The sequence below is a fragment of the Biostraticola tofi genome, assembly GCF_004343195.1.
Taxonomy (GTDB): Bacteria; Pseudomonadota; Gammaproteobacteria; order Enterobacterales; family Enterobacteriaceae; genus Biostraticola; species Biostraticola tofi.
Map to the genome: position 1 here is coordinate 17,722 of NZ_SMCR01000009.1, position 20,304 is coordinate 38,025.

Annotated in this window: 18 protein-coding genes; 13 read left to right on the forward strand and 5 right to left on the reverse strand. The window is 54.4% G+C overall.

All coding sequences use genetic code 11. The annotated features are described in order from the left end of the window. Positions 1-194: 194 nt before the first annotated feature. Positions 195-2,630 carry a bifunctional aspartate kinase/homoserine dehydrogenase II gene (locus tag EDC52_RS15850; protein ID WP_131866621.1) on the reverse strand — a complete coding sequence of 812 codons (2,436 nt, stop codon included), beginning with the start codon at positions 2,628-2,630 and terminating at the stop codon, positions 195-197. Positions 2,631-2,632: 2 nt separating this feature from the next. Beyond that, positions 2,633-3,793, reverse strand: coding sequence for a cystathionine gamma-synthase (gene metB / locus EDC52_RS15855; RefSeq protein ID WP_131866623.1), 1,161 nt, complete (start codon positions 3,791-3,793; stop codon positions 2,633-2,635). A 322-nt stretch (positions 3,794-4,115) separates the two neighbouring features. Between metB and metJ the strand changes: the two genes are divergently transcribed. Next, positions 4,116-4,433 carry a met regulon transcriptional regulator MetJ gene (gene metJ, locus EDC52_RS15860; protein ID WP_131866625.1) on the forward strand — a complete coding sequence of 106 codons (318 nt, stop codon included), beginning with the start codon at positions 4,116-4,118 and terminating at the stop codon, positions 4,431-4,433. 130 nt (positions 4,434-4,563) lie between these two features. On the opposite strand, the gene rpmE is transcribed toward metJ, so the two are convergent. Beyond that, positions 4,564-4,779: a 50S ribosomal protein L31 gene (rpmE, locus tag EDC52_RS15865; protein WP_131866627.1), complete on the reverse strand. Its 216-nt coding sequence runs from the start codon at positions 4,777-4,779 to the stop codon at positions 4,564-4,566. A gap of 202 nt (positions 4,780-4,981) precedes the next feature. On the opposite strand from rpmE, the gene priA reads away from it, so the two are divergent. From priA to rraA, 7 genes are all read left to right on the forward strand, one after another. Then, positions 4,982-7,177 carry a primosomal protein N' gene (gene priA, locus EDC52_RS15870; RefSeq protein ID WP_131866629.1) on the forward strand — a complete coding sequence of 732 codons (2,196 nt, stop codon included), beginning with the start codon at positions 4,982-4,984 and terminating at the stop codon, positions 7,175-7,177. A 234-nt stretch (positions 7,178-7,411) separates the two neighbouring features. Beyond that, positions 7,412-8,446, forward strand: coding sequence for a DNA-binding transcriptional regulator CytR (gene cytR, locus EDC52_RS15875; RefSeq protein WP_407924223.1), 1,035 nt, complete (start codon positions 7,412-7,414; stop codon positions 8,444-8,446). A gap of 79 nt (positions 8,447-8,525) precedes the next feature. Next, positions 8,526-9,557 (forward strand): cell division protein FtsN, encoded by a 1,032-nt coding sequence (ftsN, locus tag EDC52_RS15880; protein ID WP_131866631.1) that lies wholly within the window; start codon positions 8,526-8,528, stop codon positions 9,555-9,557. An 86-nt stretch (positions 9,558-9,643) separates the two neighbouring features. Beyond that, positions 9,644-10,174 carry an ATP-dependent protease subunit HslV gene (gene hslV, locus EDC52_RS15885; protein ID WP_131866633.1) on the forward strand — a complete coding sequence of 177 codons (531 nt, stop codon included), beginning with the start codon at positions 9,644-9,646 and terminating at the stop codon, positions 10,172-10,174. 12 nt (positions 10,175-10,186) lie between these two features. Then, a complete protein-coding gene (gene hslU, locus EDC52_RS15890; RefSeq protein ID WP_131866635.1) occupies positions 10,187-11,518 on the forward strand; it encodes an HslU--HslV peptidase ATPase subunit in 1,332 nt (443 codons plus the stop codon). A gap of 92 nt (positions 11,519-11,610) precedes the next feature. Then, positions 11,611-12,528 (forward strand): 1,4-dihydroxy-2-naphthoate polyprenyltransferase, encoded by a 918-nt coding sequence (locus EDC52_RS15895; protein WP_131866637.1) that lies wholly within the window; start codon positions 11,611-11,613, stop codon positions 12,526-12,528. A 111-nt stretch (positions 12,529-12,639) separates the two neighbouring features. After that, complete coding sequence (gene rraA, locus EDC52_RS15900) at positions 12,640-13,125, forward strand: ribonuclease E activity regulator RraA (RefSeq protein ID WP_131866639.1); 486 nt, start codon at positions 12,640-12,642, stop codon at positions 13,123-13,125. Between the two features lie 61 nt (positions 13,126-13,186). Here the strand turns inward: rraA and zapB are convergent, their stop codons facing one another. After that, positions 13,187-13,426 (reverse strand): cell division protein ZapB, encoded by a 240-nt coding sequence (gene zapB, locus EDC52_RS15905; protein WP_131866641.1) that lies wholly within the window; start codon positions 13,424-13,426, stop codon positions 13,187-13,189. A 505-nt stretch (positions 13,427-13,931) separates the two neighbouring features. On the opposite strand from zapB, the gene EDC52_RS15910 reads away from it, so the two are divergent. Continuing rightward, a complete protein-coding gene (locus tag EDC52_RS15910) occupies positions 13,932-14,780 on the forward strand; it encodes an MIP/aquaporin family protein (RefSeq protein WP_131866643.1) in 849 nt (282 codons plus the stop codon). Positions 14,781-14,819: 39 nt separating this feature from the next. Next, positions 14,820-16,334: a glycerol kinase GlpK gene (gene glpK, locus EDC52_RS15915; RefSeq protein ID WP_131866645.1), complete on the forward strand. Its 1,515-nt coding sequence runs from the start codon at positions 14,820-14,822 to the stop codon at positions 16,332-16,334. Positions 16,335-16,388: 54 nt separating this feature from the next. Here glpK and emrD read toward each other — a convergent pair whose 3' ends face one another. Further along, entirely contained in the window at positions 16,389-17,582 is a 1,194-nt protein-coding gene (gene emrD / locus EDC52_RS15920; RefSeq protein ID WP_131866647.1) for a multidrug efflux MFS transporter EmrD, read from the reverse strand. Positions 17,583-17,972: 390 nt separating this feature from the next. Here emrD and fpr point away from each other — a divergent pair, with 390 nt between their 5' ends. From fpr to tpiA, 3 genes are all read left to right on the forward strand, one after another. Then, the gene (fpr, locus tag EDC52_RS15925; RefSeq protein ID WP_131866649.1) at positions 17,973-18,719 is read left to right on the forward strand and encodes a ferredoxin--NADP(+) reductase; all 747 of its coding nucleotides are present in this window, start codon (positions 17,973-17,975) and stop codon (positions 18,717-18,719) included. Positions 18,720-18,802: 83 nt separating this feature from the next. Continuing rightward, entirely contained in the window at positions 18,803-19,354 is a 552-nt protein-coding gene (locus EDC52_RS15930; RefSeq protein WP_131866801.1) for a DUF1454 family protein, read from the forward strand. Between the two features lie 128 nt (positions 19,355-19,482). After that, positions 19,483-20,250 (forward strand): triose-phosphate isomerase, encoded by a 768-nt coding sequence (tpiA, locus tag EDC52_RS15935; RefSeq protein WP_131866651.1) that lies wholly within the window; start codon positions 19,483-19,485, stop codon positions 20,248-20,250. The last annotated feature ends 54 nt before the right edge of the window (positions 20,251-20,304 follow it).

The window sequence follows — 20,304 nt, forward strand, 5'->3', positions numbered from 1 at the left end:
TCTGTCCCCGTCAATCAAATGATGCTTAATCATGGCGACTATTATTCAAGCAACGTGAGAATGTTTCACCATCGCGTTGGAAGGACAGCAAAAGGGGGTAGCCAGATAATCAACGGGCCGATATTACACCGGCCCGCAAGGGAGGAATATGGCCTGGGCACAGGGCTACTGACCGGTAGCCCTGCCTGTGGGCCTCAGAGCAATTGTGCCAGTCGATTCAAATCGGACTGGATAGCACCGGCGGTAACATCGCGGCCCGCCCCCGGTCCGCGGATCACCAGCGGATTATCCCGATACCAGCGGCTCTCAATGGCGAATACATTGTCGCAAGGCAATAACGATGCCATCGGATGCTCCGGCCTGACGGCTTCTACACCCACCCGAGCCTTGCCATGAGCATCGAAGCGGGCAATGTAACGCAGCACCAGCCCCATTTCACTGGCTGCTTCAAAACGCTGAACCATTTGTTCGTTGAGCGCATCACCCTCTTCGAAAAACTGATCCACTGTTCCGCTTCCGCTGGCCGCCGATACCAGGGACTCTACCCGTACCTGGCTCGGTTCAATTTCATAACCCGCCTCTCGGGCCAGAATCACCAGCTTGCGCATGACGTCCTGTCCGGATAAATCCACCCGCGGATCAGGCTCGGTCAGTCCCTGCTGCCAGGCTTGCTCGACCAGTTCGGTAAAGGGGACGGTGCCGTCGAATTGTAAAAACAGCCAAGATAACGTGCCGGAGAAAATACCGCTGATCGACAATATGCTGTCGCCGCTGTCGCGCAGATCCCTGACGGTATGGTTCACCGGCAGGCCGGCACCGACGGTAGCGTTATAAAGCCAGTGACGGCCGGTTTTGGCGAAAGCATCGCGGATTTGTCGATAGTTGTCGCCATTGGATGCGCCGGCCATCTTATTGGCGCTGATAACGTGAAAACCATAGCTGGCAAAGTCCAGATAGTGATCAGCCAGGGTTTCACTGGCGGTCACATCCAGCACCACCAGATCATCATAGGGGTGGGCGCGCATCCACAAGAACAAATCCTCTGCATCCTGCTGGACCGCCTCGTCGCCAAAGAACGCCAGCGCCCGACTGGCATCCAGACCTCCATATTCGAGCAGGCTGCGCTGGCTGTCCACTACCCCGCTCAGCACAAACTCGAAACCGGTTCGCGCCGATAAAGACTCCTGTTCGCGGGCAAACAATTCAAGCCAGCGTGAGCCGATATTGCCTTTGCCGAACAGCACCAGGCCGATGCGCTTCTCTGCCCGGAACAAAGAGGTGTGCAGACCCTGGACGATATTTTCGGTAGGGCCGACGCGCAGCACTGCCACCAGACTGATACCGTCATCAGCCTGCCAGAAAAATTCAATCGGCTGATATTTGAGCTGTTGATAAAACCGATGGCAATGCAGCGGGTTTTTGGCCACCCCGGCGCCGACCAGTGCCACCAGCGCTACACCATGACGCAGCTGCAGGGATCCCGGCAGCTCAGCCTGTGCGAGAATTTGGAAGACACTGTTAACTATTTCAGAGGTATAGCAGAGTTGCAGCAGTCGTCGATCGCGATGCACTCCGACCGCCAGCGGTTTTATCTGCGCGCGTTTGAGCACCAGATCCACTTCCTGGCGTGCCAGCGCAAAATCGTGCTTCGCCGGCACGGTAAGTTCAATAAGACAGACATCATCGTGACTGGTGACAATCTTGGCGCCGGTGCCCGATGCCAGCACGCGTTCGATACGGGTCGACCCCTGTTCGGGCTGATAGCTGCAACGCAGCAGTAAATCGATGTCGCTGCCCGATACCGGCTGCAAAGTCCGAGTATGCAGGACCGGAGCAGCCAGCCGAGCCAGCTCGCTGGCTTCATCCAGACGCAGCAGCGGCAGCAGGCAGGCATCCTTGACTTTTCGCGGGTCAGCGCTGTAGACGCCCGCCACGTCGCTCCAGATGGTGACACGGGACACGCCAGCCAGCGCACCGATTTGCGTAGCAGAGTAGTCACTGCCGTTACGGCCCAGCAGTACCGTCTCGCCGGCCTGATTACGGCAGATAAAGCCGGTCACCACCAGGCGCTGGTTCGGGTATTGAGCCAGTAACTGCTGCAACAGCGGCCAGGATTTGCCTTCATCCACCTGGGGCTGGGCAGCGTATTCGGCACGCAGAAAATCACGCGCATCGAGCCATTGAGCCTCGATTTGCTGTTTATTCAACAGGGCGGACATCAAACGGGCGGACCAGATCTCGCCGTGTCCCACCACCTCAGCATAAACGGCCTCGGTGATGGTGCCATCGAGCAGTACCGCCAGCGACTCCAGGTCATGTATAAAGGCGGCGATCATTGCGTCTGCCGTTTCAGGCGGCAGCAGTCCACTGATAAGCTCGCACTGGTATCGCCGGAGATTCTGCTGGACCTGGTGTGCGGAAATGCGATCGCTTTGGCTCAGCCTCAACCAGCTGATGAGCTGATTGGTGGTACTGCCTGCCGCCGAAACCACCATAAGGTCGCCGGCATGGCTGTACTCAGCCATGATACCCGCCACCCGCTGATAGCACTTCACATCGGCCAGACTGCTGCCGCCAAATTTATGCAACTGCCGGCCGGCCAGGTGCTCGGATCTCCCAACTAAACTCATGCTTACCTCTTTGCCGCGGACTGGAACGCGTGTTCCAGGGATGCGATTAAATCTTCACTGTCTTCGATGCCGACCGAAATCCGTAACAAGGTTTCGGAAATACCTGCCGCCGCGCGCGCCTCAGCAGCCATACCCGCGTGGGTCATGGTGGCGGCATGGGATATCAGGCTCTCAACCCCGCCCAGGGACTCGGCCAGGGTGAAGAGGTCCAGATTGGACAGAAAACGCCGCAATGTGGCTTCGTCGCCATCCAGTTCAAAACTCAGCATGGCGCCAAACCCTTTTTGCTGGCGACAGGCTATCTCGTGGCCCTGGTTTTCGGGTAGACCAGGATAATACAACTTTTTCACCAGCGGTTGTTGCTGTAAATACGCCACGATGGCCTCAGCATTGCTCTGCTGCTGCCGGATACGCGGGTTGAGGGTCCTGATGCCGCGCAGCAGCAGGTAACTGTCGAATGCCGCGCCGGTGACGCCAATATTGTTGGCCCACCATGCCAGTTCTGTCGCCGTCTCGGCGTCTTTGGAAATAACGGTACCGGCGACAACATCTGAATGACCATTCAGGTATTTTGTACATGAATGCACCACCAGATCTGCGCCAAGCAACAGCGGCTGCTGCAGGGCCGGGCTCATAAAGGTGTTATCGACCACGCAAAGAGCGCCGGCCTGATGCGCAGCCTGGCAGATGGCGGCGATGTCCACTACCCTGAGCAATGGATTACTCGGGGTTTCAATCAACACAAGCTTCGGTTTCTCGGCCAGCGCCGCCTGCAACGCCTGTTCATCGCCCTGATCAATGAATTTGACCCGATAAGCTCCGCGTTTGCTCAGACTGTCGAACAAGCGATAACTGCCGCCATAACAATCATGAGGAGCCAGCAGCAGATCACCGGGCTGCAGGAATACCGTACACACCAAATGGATTGCCGACATGCCGCTACTGGTCATCACCGCGCCCGCGCCGCCCTCAAGCTCAGCCAGCGCACGCTGCACCATATCCCGAGTCGGATTGCCGCGTCGCGAGTAGTCATGGGCGCGGGGCTGATTGAAATCGGTGAAATTATAGGTGCTCGACAGGGTGATAGGAGGAACGACGCAGCCGAATTGCTCGTCGTTATTTAATCCGCTGCGAACCGCGATGGTAGCCTGCTTGTGGGTCATTGGGGGCATCCTGGCAGAATAGGGGTAACTGAGGGTGAAAGAGTAAACCGCGAATGGATAGACGTCAATACATCTGGACATCTAAACTTCTTTGCGTATAGATTGAGCAACGAATCAATAACAGTTAAAATTATGCGGGAATTATCAATTTGACACCCAACACAGTTTTACCTGCGGCGGTCAGTATGGTCGAGGTTGTTGTAATAGATAAAGTTAATTAAGCGCAAAATAAGCTAGCATTAAGTAGTGAGCATCAAATGAATCCGGCATAATCAGCCGGTTTTGGCAAATTAATACTAATGAAGAGAAATCAAGGTACCCCATGGCGGAATGGAAAGGCGAGTATGTCAGCCCTTATGCTGAGCATGGCAAAAAAAGCGAGCAGGTGAAAAAGATCACGGTATCCATTCCGCTCAAGGTTCTGAAAATCCTTACCGATGAAAGAACCAGGAGGCAGATCAATAATTTGCGTCATGCAACCAACAGTGAGTTGCTGTGTGAAGCATTTCTGCATGCGTTTACCGGCCAGCCGCTGCCGGACGATAATGATCTGCGTAAAGAGCGCAGCGATGAAATACCTGAGGTCGCTAAGGAAATGATGCGCGAGATGGGCATCGACCCCGATACCTGGGACTATTAACGCCAGTGCAGCCAATGGTCCCTCCCCTGCTGGGCTGGGACCTCGGCGCGGTTAACCACGGGCTGGTGATTTATCCCGGGACAAAAAAAAGGCGCCTGAGGCGCCTTTTTCTTTCTTCAGTATAACGGTCTTATTTTTTGCCAACCGGGATGCTGAAACGCTTGTTGAAGCGATCAACACGGCCGCCGGTGTCAGCAACACGCTGCTTACCGGTATAGAACGGGTGGCAAGCGCCGCACACGTCCAGGTTCAGGTCGTGGCCCAGAGTAGAATGGGTCTTGATGACGTTACCGCATGAGCAGGTTGCAGTAATTTCGGAGTATTTAGGATGGATATCTTTTTGCATGGAAAACCTCTTCGTAAGGCCGCGTCGCTATCCGATCCACTTTTGCCGGACACCACGCGAATTGAGTATAGTTTCTTCAATGCCGGATGACACCAAAGGCGGCGAATCATACAGAATGCCGAGAGCCTTTGCAAACACATCCGTACATTGATAGATACACAGTGTACACTACCTTCGCTTTTTTTTCACCCGGGATGGTTTGATGGCCGTTGTTCACGTAGCGCTCCAGGTGCCGCTGGCACGTACATTTGATTATTTGCTGCCTCAGGGGGCGCACCCGGTTGTCGGCGGCCGGGTTCGTGTTCCTTTCGGCAATCGCCGGGCTATCGGCATTGTCATTGGTGTCAGCGAACAGAGTGAACTGGCTGCGGACAAGCTTAAACACGTCAGTGAAATCATTGATAGCGGTTCGCTGTACCCTGAAAGCCTCTGGCACATACTCAACTGGGGAGCGGGTTACTACCATTATCCCCTTGGAGAAGTGCTGTTTCATGCCCTACCGGTCTTGCTTCGGCAAGGCAAAAACGCTGAAACCGCGCCGTTATGGCAGTGGTTCGCCACCGAGCAGGGTAGAAGTGTTGCTCTGGACAGTCTCAAGCGTGCGCCAAAACAGCAGCAGGCGCTGGCGGCGCTGTTACAGGGGCCGGTATATCGGCACGACATTGCCGGCCAGGGTCTGACAGAAGGGGCCCTGCAGGCCCTGAGAACCAAAGGATTGACCGATCTGCGCAGCCACCAGCCGGTAAAGGGCGACTGGCGCCATGATTTTCGGGTCACCGGCGAACGATTACGCCTGAATACCGAACAGGCTACCGCCGTCGGGGCCATTCACAGCGAAGACCAGCATTACAGTGCATGGTTGCTGGCGGGGATTACCGGATCAGGCAAAACTGAAGTTTACCTGACGGTACTGGAGAATATCCTGGCTCAGGGTAAACAGGCGCTGATTCTGGTGCCGGAGATAGGCCTCACGCCTCAGACCATCGCCCGTTTCAAGGCGCGTTTCCATGCGCCGATCGACATTCTGCATTCCGGCCTTAATGACAGTGAACGCCTGGCGGTCTGGCTGAAGGCCCGACGCGGTGAAACAGCTATCGTTATCGGCACCCGTTCGGCCTTGTTCACCCCGTTTGCCCGCTTGGGCATCATCGTCATCGACGAAGAACATGACAGCTCCTACAAACAACACGAAGGCTGGCGATACCATGCCCGCGATTTGGCGGTTTTCCGCGCCCGCCAAGAGGATATCCCGATTGTTCTCGGCTCGGCCACCCCGGCACTGGAAACGCTTTACAACGTGCAGCAGAACAAATACCGCCAGTTGACGCTGGGCAAGCGCGCCGGCAATGCCCGTACCGCAGCGCAGTCATTACAGGATATCAAAGGCCTGGCGCTGACTCATGGCCTTTCCCAGCCGCTGCTGAAAAAGATGCACACGCATCTGGATGCCGGTAACCAGGTGATGCTTTTCCTGAATCGCCGTGGCTTTGCGCCGGCTCTGCTTTGCCATGAATGCGGCTGGATTGCCGAATGCCAGCGCTGTGACCATTACTACACGCTGCACCAGCAGCAGCGACTGATGCGCTGCCATCATTGCGACAGCCAGCGTCCCCTGCCCCATCAGTGCCCTCAATGCGGATCGACCCAACTGGTGCCGGTCGGACAGGGGACCGAGCAACTCGAAGAGGCGCTGACCTCCTTGTTTCCTGATGTACCGATTACCCGCATTGACCGGGATACCACCGCCAGGAAAGGTGCACTTGAGCAACATCTGTCTTTAGTGCATAAAGGGGGATCCAGGATATTGATAGGGACCCAGATGCTGGCCAAGGGCCATCATTTCCCCGATGTGACCCTGGTATCGCTGCTGGATGTGGATGGGGCACTGTTTTCAGCCGATTTCCGCTCAGCGGAACGCTTTGCCCAGCTTTATACCCAGGTCGCCGGCCGGGCCGGGCGCGCCGGTAAAGCAGGTGAAGTGTTTCTGCAGACACATCACCCGGATCACCCGCTGCTGCAGACCATTATGAATGAAGGCTACATGGCGTTCGCTGGCAAGACGCTGGAAGAGCGGCGCATGGTAGCCTTGCCGCCCTTTACCAGCCATATTCTGTTCAGGGCGGAAGATCATGACAATCGCCAAGCGGCGTTATTTCTGGAGCAACTGCGTCATTTATTCGATGCCAGCCCGCTACGGGACGATGCCCTGTGGCAAATGGGGCCGGTACCGGCATTACTGCCCAAGCGCAGCGGCCGTTTCCGCTGGCAACTGCTGTTGCAGCATCCTTCGAGGGTGCAACTCCAGCGACTGGTTGCCGCCAGCCTGCCTTTGGTTAACTCGCTGACTCTGGCCAGGAAGGTTAAATGGTCACTGGATGTTGACCCAATGGATGTATAGCTATGGTGGACGACCTCTTTGAGATTGCGACGGCCTTCCAAAAAAAATTAAAGAGTAGGCGGAGAGCGTAATTTAGATAAGCCTTGGCGCAGGTGATCTGATAAAACGGACATAGCGGCTTTAAACCGACCGTTCTCACATCCCGGGCCCGGAAGCCAAAAAAGAACAACACTGCCGGCGGGCTCGTTAACTCGCTGCGGGATATCACATGCTGAACGGAGGCTGGAAAAATAAGTGGAACAAAATAAAACGGGTATGATAACCATGAAGGATGTGGCGATCAAAGCCGGGGTTTCGACGGCTACCGTATCCAGAGCGCTGATGAATCCTGAAAAAGTCTCGACGCAGACCCGGCGTAAAGTACAGCTTGCGGTAACCGCGGTGGGGTACGAACCGCAACCGCTGACCCGCCAGGCAAAACGCAGCGAAACCCGCACCATCCTGGCGGTAGTGCCTGACATTTGCGATGGTTTTTTCTCCGAAATCCTGCGCGGGATTGAAGAAACCGCCTCGGATGAGGGATACCTGGTCCTGGTTGTCGATTGTGCCCACCAGCATAAAAAAAACTTTACAGACCTGCTTATCACCCGGCAGGTAGACGGTATGCTGCTGCTCGGGGCCAATCTGCCGTTCAGCATCGGTAAAGCCGAGCAGCAAAACCTGCCGCCGATGGTTATGGTTAATGAATTCGTCCCTGAGCTCGAACTGCCCACGGTGCATATAGATAACCTGACGGCCGCCTATGAAGCGGTGGAGTATCTTTTTAAACTCGGCCATCAGAGAATCGCCTGCATTTCCGGACCGGAAGGCACGCCGCTGTTCGAATATCGCGTCCAGGGCTTTATTCAGGCCATGCGTCGCCACAGCATTCCCCCCGCCGAACAGGGCATTTTTCGCGGCGATATCAACTTTCGCACCGGGGCAAATGGCCTTAATACCTTGATATCAAGACCCAATCCGCCCACTGCGATATTTTGCCATAGCGACATTATCGCCTTCGGCGCGCTGTCGCAGGCAAAGAGCAATGGGCTTAATGTGCCGGGCGACTTGTCGCTGATTGGTTTTGACGATATCACCCTGGCGCAGTTCTGCGATCCGCCGCTGACCACCGTTGCGCAGCCGCGTTATCAGATCGGCTGTGACGCGATGCTGTTACTTTTACGACAAGTCAGGCAACATGCATTAATTAATTCATCATTGTTGTTGGAAAGTAAATTAATCATCCGCAGGAGTACCGCTATGCCGGGCGTCAGGCACAGCAGGTTTTAGGATTGCTGACGCTGGTCAAATATTATTGCCTTCAGTAACATGACGGGCTGGTTATCTCCTCAATATTAGCGAAACGATAGTGGCACAAAGAGACTATGTAGGCCGTGGTGGACGTTCGGGTAATACAGGTACGCGGCGTAAAAAAACCAAAAGTAGAAAAAAAAGTAGCGCTTCGGGTACATCGAAACTGATGATAGCCTTGGCGGCTGCCGTATTGATTACCTTTGTCGGCGGTCTCTATTTTATTGCACATAATAAAACGGAAGAAGCGGTGATCTTGCCTAACCATGGCAAGCACACCGGCAATGGCTTGCCGCCAAAGCCCGAGGAGCGCTGGCGCTATATCAAGGAACTGGAGAATCGCCAGATTGGCGTCCAGACGCCGACTGAGCCTTCGGCCGGAGGGGAGGTCCAGTCACCCTCGCAACTGACCGACGAGCAGCGTCAACTGCTGGAACAGATGCAGGCGGATATGCGCCAGCAGCCGACCCACCTGAACGAAGTGCCCTATAATGACAAAATCAAAGCGCCTATTGGGACAACGCAGCGCTCACAGGTCACTCAAGTGCCAGAATCTCGCCAGCCAGCTCAGCAACCGGTTCCCCAGCCGCGTCAACAATCGCTGAATCCGGCGCAGCAGCCGTTAAATCAGGCGACGCAGCCACGTCAGCCGGCGCAGCAGCCGTTAAACCAGGCGACGCAGCCACGTCAGCCGGCGCAGCAGCCGGTAAATCAGGTGCAGCAACCTCGCCAGCAGATTCAACAGCCTGCAGCGCAGCAGCCTCGGCAGCCGGCCTCGATGACCCAGGCACAGCCTCAGACGGCCCCGACCAGGAATGAGCCTAAACCGGTCGCCAAATCCGAAACCGAGAAGAAAGAAACCGCTCAGCGTTGGCTCATCCAGTGCGGCTCATTCAAGACCATGGATCAGGCGGAATCTGTGCGTGCCCAGTTGGCGTTCGCAGGGATTGAAAGTCGGATAACCAGCAATGGCGGCTGGAACCGCATCATGCTCGGGCCTTACAGTAACCGCGCCGGCGCGGATAAATCGCTGCAGAATCTGCGTAGCGCCGGCGCGGCGAATTGCATCCCTATCGCCACCGGGGGTTGAAAAAAAACTATCCTGCCCCATCTATAGTTTTAATATGCCCCACATAATTGTGGGGCTCTTTATTCATCTATAGCGAGGGGTTGCACGTGACAACTATCGTAAGCGTACGCCGCAATGGCCACGTTGTGATTGGCGGCGATGGCCAGGCAACACTGGGTAACACCGTGATGAAAGGCAATGTACGCAAGGTACGGCGTCTTTATCATGATCAGGTTATCGCAGGTTTTGCCGGCGGCACAGCCGATGCCTTTACACTGTTTGAGCTGTTTGAGCGCAAGCTCGAGATGCACCAGGGCCACCTGGTCAAGGCAGCGGTTGAACTGGCTAAAGACTGGCGGACCGACCGCATGCTGCGTCGGCTGGAAGCCTTGCTGGCGGTTGCCGATGAAAACGCCTCCCTGATTATTACCGGAAACGGCGATGTCATTCAGCCTGAAAATGATCTGATCGCCATCGGTTCAGGCGGCCCCTATGCGCAATCTGCCGCACGGGCTTTGCTTGAAAATACCGAGCTTGAAGCGAGAGATATCGTTGAGAAATCATTGGGTATTGCAGGTGATATCTGCATCTACACCAATCATTTCCACACCATCGAAGAATTAACGTCCAAAGCGTAAGGATCCTCAAACATGTCTGAAATGACCCCACGCGAAATAGTCAGCGAGCTTGATGGCTTTATCATCGGCCAGCATAACGCAAAACGTGCCGTTGCCATCGCCCTGCGTAATCGCTGGCGTCGCATGCAACTGGATGAAGCATTGCGCCATGAAGTGACCCCTAAAAATATCCTGATGATCGGTCCTACTGGCGTAGGTAAAACGGAAATTGCCCGCCGCCTGGCAAAGCTTGCCAACGCGCCCTTTATTAAAGTAGAAGCCACCAAATTTACCGAAGTCGGCTATGTTGGCAAGGAAGTGGATTCCATTATTCGCGATCTCACCGATGCGGCGGTAAAAATGGTGCGGCTTCAGTCGATCGATAAAAACCGTTTCCGGGCGGAAGAGCTGGCCGAAGAACGTATCCTCGATGTGCTGATCCCGCCGGCAAAAGACAACTGGGGCCAGCCAGAAGATAATGCAGAACCCTCATCCGCCCGTCAGAATTTCCGCAAAAAATTGCGTGAAGGCCAGCTGGATGAAAAAGAAATCGAAATAAACCTGGCGGCATCGCCGATGGGGGTTGAAATCATGGCTCCTCCCGGCATGGAAGAAATGACCAATCAGCTCCAGTCGATGTTCAAAAACCTGGCGGGACAAAAACAAAAGGCGCGGAAAATAAAGATCAAAGAAGCCATGAAGCTGTTGATCGAAGAGGAAGCCGCCAAACTGGTCAACCCTGAAGAACTGAAGGAACAGGCCATCGAAGCCGTCGAACAGCACGGTATCGTGTTTATCGATGAAATCGACAAGATCTGTAAGCGTGGCGAAATGTCGGGTCCTGACGTCTCCCGCGAAGGCGTGCAGCGCGATTTGCTGCCGCTGGTAGAAGGCTGCACCGTTTCGACTAAACACGGCATGGTGAAAACCGACCATATTTTGTTTATCGCTTCCGGCGCCTTCCAGGTAGCCAGCCCGGCAGACCTGATTCCGGAACTCCAGGGCCGTTTACCGATTCGCGTTGAACTCGAAGCCCTGACGACTGATGATTTTGAGCGCATTCTGACTGAACCGAGCGCTTCACTGACGACTCAGTATAAAGCACTGCTGGCGACCGAAGGCGTGGAAATCGAGTTTACCGCCGACGGCATTCGTCGTATCGCTGAAGCGGCCTGGCAGGTGAATGAGCGTACCGAGAATATCGGTGCCCGTCGGCTACATACCGTATTGGAACGGCTGATGGAAGATATTTCCTATGACGCCAGTGAATGGGACGGTAAAATTATATCTATTGACGCAGATTATGTTCGCGGCCATCTGGATGAGTTAATATCTGATGAAGATTTGAGCCGCTTTATCCTGTAGCCCTTTTACGGCGATAGGCGACATCCGGCACGGGAGGCTCATGCCTCCCGTTTTTCTGCCTTACGGGTTGATAATCAGAAGATGCGTCAATTATGAGCGATACTATTACTATCAGTCCGGCGAGAGCCTGGATGGTCAGCCTGCGTCTGCGCACATTACCACTGGCGCTAGCCTCTATCGTTACTGGTTCGGCCATCGCTGGCTGGCAGGGCCATTTCAGGCCAGTAGTGGCTTTGCTGGCGTTGGTTACCGCCGCCATGCTGCAGATACTGTCTAATCTGGCCAATGATTATGGCGATGCGGTCAAAGGCAGTGATGAAAAGGGGCGTATCGGTCCAATGCGCGGCATGCAGCTAGGGATAATTTCCCGCGAGCAGATGAAGGTTGCATTGATCATCGCCATCACGCTTTCACTGCTGTTTGGCGGGATATTGATCGCCGTGGCCTGCAAACAACCGGCGGATATATTGGGTTTTCTGCTGCTGGGTGTCCTGTCCATCATCGCCGCCATTACCTATACCGTCGGCACCCGCCCCTATGGTTACATGGGCTTGGGTGATTTGTCGGTGCTGATATTCTTCGGCTGGCTGAGCGTTGCCGGAAGCTACTATCTGCAGACCAACGCCTTCCATACCATTGTCATGCTGCCCGCCACCGCCTGCGGACTATTGGCTGCAGCCGTATTGAACATCAACAACTTGCGTGATATCGATACCGATCGCCTCAACGGTAAAAATACCCTGGCCGTTAGGCTTGGGCCCAAACGTGCTCGCTATTATCATGTGGCATTGCTGTCAGGGGCAGTGGCATGTCTGGCGCTGTTCAGCCTGCTTAAAACGCATACTCTGGCCGGCTGGCTGTTTATGCTGGCCGTACCAGCGCTATACATGCAGGCTCGCTACGTCCTGCATGACACCACCCCATCCGGCATGCGCCCTATGCTGGAAAAAACGGTGAAATGCACCCTGCTTATCAATGTGCTGTTTGCAGCAGGGTTGTTGATCAGTTAAGCAACGGCCGTTGTTTTTCTGATACGTATCAAGTTAGCATCTGATGATTTTGGCAACTGGGACGATAAAGCGATATACTTGCCAATCCAGCGGCAACCCGACGTAAATCCTATGAAATACGATACATCCGAGCTATGCGACATTTATCACGAAGAAGTGAACGTTGTTGATCCTCTTTTCACCAACTTTGGTGGAAGATCATCATTTGGCGGTCAGATTGTCACCGTGAAATGCTTCGAAGATAATGGCCTGCTGTATGATACGTTAGAGGAAAACGGACGTGGGCGCGTTCTTGTGGTCGACGGCGGCGGTTCAGTCCGCCGCGCTCTGGTCGATGCGGAAGTCGGCAGCCTGGCAGTGCAGAACGAATGGGAAGGCATTGTCATTTACGGTGCCGTACGCCAGGTTGATGAGCTCGAAGAACTGGACTTGGGTATTCAGGCAATGGCTGCTACGCCGGCAGGGGCAGCAAGCGAAGGTATCGGTCAAAGCGATATCCGGGTCAACTTCGGCGGTGTCACTTTTTTCTCCGGCGACCATCTTTACGCTGACAACACCGGAATTATCCTGTCTGAAGAACCGCTGGACCTGGAATAAGCTTTCGCCTTCTGGGCAGGAAAGGGCGATATAATATCGCCCTTTTCGTTAGGATAAATGATTAGACTTCATCCATCTTGCTCAGTAATGCGCGTAACCGCTCTTGCCAAACACCTTGCTCTTGCTTTAACTGCTCATTCTCGCTGACCAGTGATTCGCGGCTGCCAGCTGCTTGCTGGATTTCCTGAGACAGGCTATTGTTCTTTTCTTTCAGCTCTTCAATTTCCATTTGCAGAAGCGTAATCGTATCAATCGCTTGCTGAACCTTTGCTTCTAATTTTTCAAAAACTTCAAATGCCATTTCAGTCCCCTTATGCACACAAGGCGTAATCGTGAGTTGCAGCTACACAACCTGTGTGTAACCTCTTTTAATTCTCCATGCTGTCATTGGCTCAGATCACAATGCCGGTGATGCAGCTAGCTTGGATAAGGATTTTAAGTAGCCGTATTGCCTATGTCCACCACATTAATCCGAATCAACGGGCTTTAAGCCCTAGTGTACGCTATGCGACCCTGCCCCAAACCCTTCTTTTCAGCTTTTTGGCGGCCATTCTCATCCTATTAACATGAATTGTTAAAAAAAAGACGCGTTGCTATGCTCCCTGGCGGATTTAATGAGCCATAATGTAAGCGAATTCGCTCATTTATTTGAACTAATCCACATAATTTGATTTCGATATTTCTCGTTTATGCTCGTTAACGATAAATTTACATGGAGCACACTTTACGTTACCTTTTTAGCTTCGTTTGGAAAAGAAAGCAGGTAACAGAGGTTAATGTAGCTATTTCGCTGACAGGAAATCCTTATGAGTCACACAACACGTCATACTTTAAAAGGCCAATGCATAGCGGAATTTCTCGGAACGGGATTGTTGATATTCTTCGGGGTGGGCTGCGTGGCGGCGCTTAAACTCGCCGGGGCCAGCTTTGGCCAATGGGAAATCAGCATCATCTGGGGCCTGGGCGTCGCCCTTGCGATATATCTGACCGCAGCGGTTTCAGGGGCCCATTTAAGTCCTGCCGTCACGATTGCCCTGTGGCTGTTCGGCAGTGTCGAACGCCGTAAGGTCCTTCCCTATATCGGTGCACAGTTTTGTGGCGCTTTCTGCGGCGCAGCGCTGGTCTATGGCCTGTACTACAATCTGTTCTTTGATTTTGAACAAACCCATCAAATGGTTCGCGGCAGTGTAGAGAGCCTGGATTTGGCCGGTATATTTTCTACCTACCCTAACCCGCACATCACTGTCGTGCAGGCCTTTGCGGTTGAAGCGGTCATTACTGCCATTCTGTTGTGCCTTATCATGGCATTAAACGACGATGGTAATGGAATCCCGCGCGGTCCTTTGGCACCGCTGCTTGTTGGCATCCTGATTGCCGTCATCGGTGCCTCAATGGGCCCCCTTACCGGTTTTGCGCTGAATCCGGCGCGCGACCTGGGGCCTAAGTTTTTCGCCTATCTGGCTGGCTGGGGAAACATCGCCTTTACCGGTGGTCGTGATATTCCCTATTTTCTGGTACCGCTTATTGCTCCGGTAGTAGGGGCCTGCGTCGGCGCATTTGGCTATCGGACGCTGATTGCACGGCATATCCCGAACGCCTTGCCGGTCACGGACGAGCCAAACGCCAGCTCTGCTGCGGCCGAGCGCAAAGCCTAGCCTTACGATTTCAGCGATCTTTTCAGACAGGAATATAGTATGCCTTCAGAAAAAAAATACATTGTCGCCCTCGACCAGGGGACCACCAGTTCTCGAGCAATCGTGCTTGATCACGATGCCAATATCGTCAGCGTTTCGCAGCGTGAGTTTACCCAAATCTATCCCAAGCCGGGCTGGGTAGAACATGACCCCATGGAAATATGGGCTTCCCAAAGCTCGACCCTGGTAGAGGTGCTGGCCAAGGCGGATATCCGTTCCGATCAGATTGCGGCCATCGGTATCACCAATCAGCGCGAAACCGCTGTGGTCTGGGACAAAGAAACCGGCAAGCCGATTCACAACGCTATCGTCTGGCAGTGCCGCCGTACTGCCGAAATCTGCGAAATCATGAAGCGTGACGGGCTGGAAGAATATGTGCGCAAAACCACCGGCCTGGTCATAGACCCTTATTTCTCTGGCACCAAGGTGAAATGGATCCTCGATCATGTAGAGGGCTCGCGCGAAAGAGCCAAACGCGGAGAACTGCTGTTCGGCACCATTGATACCTGGCTTATCTGGAAAATGACCCAGGGACGGGTGCATGTGACGGACTATACCAATGCGTCACGCACCATGCTGTTCAATATCCACGACCTGGTATGGGACGATCGCCTGCTGGAGATCCTCGATATACCTCGTGAAATGATGCCTGAAGTCCGTCCGTCTTCCGAGGTCTACGGTCAGACCAATATCGGCGGCAAAGGCGGCACCCGTATTCCTATCGCCGGGATTGCCGGCGACCAGCAGGCGGCCCTTTACGGCCAGCTGTGTGTGCAACCAGGCATGGCTAAAAATACGTATGGCACCGGCTGCTTCCTGTTAATGAATACCGGTACTGAAGCGGTGCAGTCGAAACATGGGCTGCTGACCACCATCGCCTGCGGCCCGCACGGTGAAGTCAACTATGCGCTGGAAGGGGCGGTATTCGTCGCCGGTGCAGCGATACAGTGGCTACGTGACGAAATGAAATTAATCAGCGACGCCGCTGACTCCGAATATTTCGCCAGTAAGGTCAAAGATACTAACGGGGTGTACGTAGTGCCGGCATTTACCGGTTTGGGTGCTCCGTATTGGGATCCCTATGCCCGCGGTGCCATCTTCGGCTTAACCCGTGGGGTCAATGCGAACCACATCATCCGTGCCACCCTTGAGTCCATTGCCTTCCAGACACGTGACTTGCTGGATGCCATGCAGGCTGATTCAGGCGAACGTCTCAAGGCGCTTCGCGTGGATGGCGGAGCAGTATCCAACAACTTCCTGATGCAGTTTCAGTCTGATATTCTGGGAACGCGGGTAGAACGCCCTGAAATCAGTGAAGTTACCGCTCTGGGTGCTGCGTTTCTCGCAGGTCTGGCGGTCGGTTTCTGGAGCGACCTGGATGAAGTAAAGAGCAAGGCAACCATCGAACGGGAATTCCGTCCGGGGATTGAAACCGTGGAGCGGAATTATCGCTACAGCGGCTGGCAGAAAGCGGTCGCTCGCGCCCGTGCATGGGAAGAGCACAGCGAGGACTAAGGATGTGCGACGGCGAGCGCATGAAGCGCTCCCGGTCTGTTGACCGGCCTGGCATCAGGATTGGGGAGAGGTCGGCGAGGTGACAGCAGCGGCAGTCAGCCGCTGCGATAGCAGCAGCCAGCAACCGAGCATCAGGATGGCCATGGCCGTCAGCAGCATACCGATGCTGAATTGCCCGGTTTGCGGCAACAGCGAAGAGACGCCCGCCACTAACCCCGCGCCGATATTCTGTATTCCCCCCACCAGAGCACCCGCGGTACCCGCCAAATAAGGATAAGGTGACATTGCGCCTGTGGTCGCCAGTGGGAACAACATGCCGGCGCCGAAGAAAAACAGGCTGGCCGGGATAAGCAAGGTCCAGACAGACATCATGCCAAACCAGCCCGGCAACCACATCAGCAGCCCCGATGCCAGACAGCTCAGCACGCCTTTCCACATCAATTCACCGAACGGGCTGTCCGACCGGCCGGCATACCATGCCCCGAGAAATGCGGCCGGCACCGGCATGATAAACAGCAGGCTCACCTGGCCCGGGCTGAGGCCCAGTTGGCCCAGCAGCACGCCGCTGCAGGCCTCAAAAGCGGCAATACCCGCCAGCGCACCCACCAGCATCACCAGGTAGCAATTGAACTGGCGCTCACGCAGCAGCGCAATCAAGCCCCATCTGGCCGGACGCACTCCGGCAGGTCGGGTCTCGGGTAACTTGAACCAGACGATGAGCGTCACCGCCGTGCTCAGCACCAGCAGGAAAGCAAAGCAGGCTTTCCAGCTCACCAGGTCGGCCAGCACACCGCCAATCAACGGCGCAATCAAAGGACTGATCAGGATCCCCATATTAAGCAAGCTGTTAGCCTGACGTAGGGCCATACCTTCATACAGATCTCGCGGCAGGGTACGTGCCATCACGCCACCCACACCGGTACCGGCGCCCTGGATACCACAGGCGAGTGTCAACATCGCCAGGCTGGAACTGAAACAGGCCACCAGGGCACCGAACCAAAATATCCCCATGCCTGCCAGGATGACCGGCCTGCGACCGACCCGGTCCGATAACGGCCCATAGACCAACTGTGAGACGCCATAGACCAGCAGGTAAGCCGCCATCAGTTGTTGCAGCGCCCCTTTTTTTACCCCCAGATCGAGCGCCATGGCAGGCATGCCGGGCACATAAATAGTCTGGGCCATCTGGCCAACGGAAATCAACGCCATCAATAGCAGCAGCAGATGGAGGGAACGTGAGTTGTTCATTATATTAATGCCAAGATAATAATTTGCTCTACAGAACCAATACAGGCTCATGTACAGGTATCTGAAAAAAAGACAGCAAAAAATACCACATTTATGGCATTAGTATAGTTATTAACACTGAAAAAAATAATGCCCAGGGGTGGAAGCCAGGGTTACCGCCGGCGTAAAAAAAAAGTTACGCGCTTCACTGGCAATGGCTGACCGGAACGAAACTGGATGTAACGCGTAAATTAGCCGATAATGCCGAGCTGAGCGGTTTGGAAGCCGGTAAATCCACACATTTATCCGGGATAAACGATGGCAAAAATAAGGTATCCTTCTCCGCTTATTGCCGGGCAAGGCAACGACATTAATGACCAACATCGTAGAATTTAAGAAGGAGTAGATGTCATGGCTGAATGGGTTACCGGGGAAGTGGTACATGTGGAACACTGGACTGAGAGTCTGTTCAGTTTAATCGTACATGCGCCTGTCAGTCCGTTTACTGCCGGTCAGTATGCCAAGCTGGGCCTGGAAATTGAGGGGGAACGCATCCAGCGTGCCTATTCCTATGTTAATGCGCCGCGTAACGAGAATCTGGAGTTCTATCTGGTTACCGTGCCGGAAGGTAAACTCAGCCCGCCGCTGCATAATCTGCAGGCTGGAGATAATCTGATGATTACCAAAGACGCGGCCGGCTTCTTTGTCCTCGATGAAATTCCCGAGTGCGAGACGCTGTGGATGCTGGCCACCGGTACCGCATTGGGTCCCTATATATCCATTCTTCAGCAAGGAGAGGGACTGGGGAGGTTCAAACATATCGTCCTGGTCCATGCGGTACGCTTTGCCCGGGATCTCAGCTATCTGCCGCAAATGCTTGAATTACAGCAGCACTATAACGGCAAACTGCAGGTTCAAACGGTGGTAAGCCGTGAAGAGGTGCCGGGCTCACTGACCGGACGCGTGCCGGCCCTTATTGCCGATGGCTCGCTGGAAGCGGCGGTGGGGCTCAGGCTTGATGCCGAGACTGGGCACGTCATGCTTTGCGGCAACCCGCAGATGGTGCGCGATACGCAGCAGCTGCTTAAAGACAGCCGCGATATGCGCAAGCATTTACGCCGTAAACCTGGTCATATGACCAGTGAGCATTACTGGTAATACCCATGACTATTGTTCTGGCGCATCGTTCATCGACCCAGCCGCTGCCTGTTGGAATACTGTGTTGTCTCATCCTTTGCTGGATGCTGTTCGGCATCGTGTCAAGCCCGGCGCTGGCCGAGCCGCATGCCGAAGCCTCTCCCACCGCCCCCTATCTACTGGCGGGCGCGCCAACTTTCGACATGACGGTAGTACAATTCCGCGAAAGCTATAATGCCCACAATCCAGCTCAGCCTATCGGCGAGTTCCGCTCGATAGGCAGCCGTAACGAACCTCTGGTGCTTACCCGTGCCGCCAGCAAGATCAATGAAACGCTCTATGCTTCGACCGCTCTGGAGAAAGGCAGTGGTAAAATCAAAACGTTGCAGTTGACTTACCTGCCGGTCGAAGGGGCGGCTGAAAAAGCCTCGCGCGCCACTGCCATCAGCTATATGGCTGCACTATTGCGGGAATTCGAGCCCACATTGACTGTCGAACAAAGCATTGCCCGAGTATCTGAACTGTTGGCTGCAGGACAGGGTTCGAGATTCTCCCAGCAGACCGTCGGTGCATTGCGTTATGTAGTGGCAGATAACGGGGAGAAAGGACTAACTTTCGCGGTTGAACCGGTTAAGCTGTCGCTATCTGAGCCATGATGAGGTTAGCATTAATGACGAAAAACAAAGCCACTGAGGCTTTTGATCTCTATACTGGGGACAGGTAAATCTGCCCTGCTGGCAGATATAATTTATGTATTTTGCGCACTTTGACTGGAGAAACAACCATGCGACATCCGTTAGTGATGGGAAACTGGAAATTGAATGGCAGCACTCTGATGGTCAACGAACTGATCCTCGCTCTGCGTAAAGAGCTGAGCGGCGTCACCGGCTGCGGCGTTGCCATTGCTCCCCCGGCTATTTATCTTGACCAGGCAAAACATGCCCTGGCCGGCAGCCGTATCGATCTGGGTGCGCAAAACGTCGACGTCAACCTGTCCGGTGCTTTCACTGGCGAAGCCTCTGCCGACATGCTGAAAGACGTTGGCGCGAAATACATCATTATCGGTCATTCCGAACGCCGCACCTATCACAGTGAAAGCGACGAATTCATTGCCAAGAAATTCTCAGTGCTGAAAGACGCGGGTCTTATCCCGGTGTTGTGTATTGGTGAAAGTGAAGCCGAAAACGAAGCTGGAGAGACAAAATCAGTCTGCGCTCGTCAGCTCGATGCTGTGTTAAACACCCTGGGTGCAGCCGCCTTTGAAAATGCCGTTATCGCTTACGAGCCCATCTGGGCTATCGGTACCGGTAAGTCAGCTACGCCGGCGCAGGCACAGGCAGTACACAAATTTATCCGTGAGCATATCGCCAAACAGGATGCAGAAGTCGCCAAGCAGGTCATCATTCAGTACGGTGGCTCGGTGAATGCGGCCAATGCGGCTGAACTGTTCACCCAGCCGGACATTGATGGCGCATTGGTTGGTGGGGCCTCTCTCAAAGCGGATGCTTTTGCCGTGATCGTCAAGGCTGCCGCCGAAGCCAAGAAAGCCTGATTGCTCCGTTTATTACATGCAAAAAGCCGGAAACTGAGTTTACGGCTTTTTTTA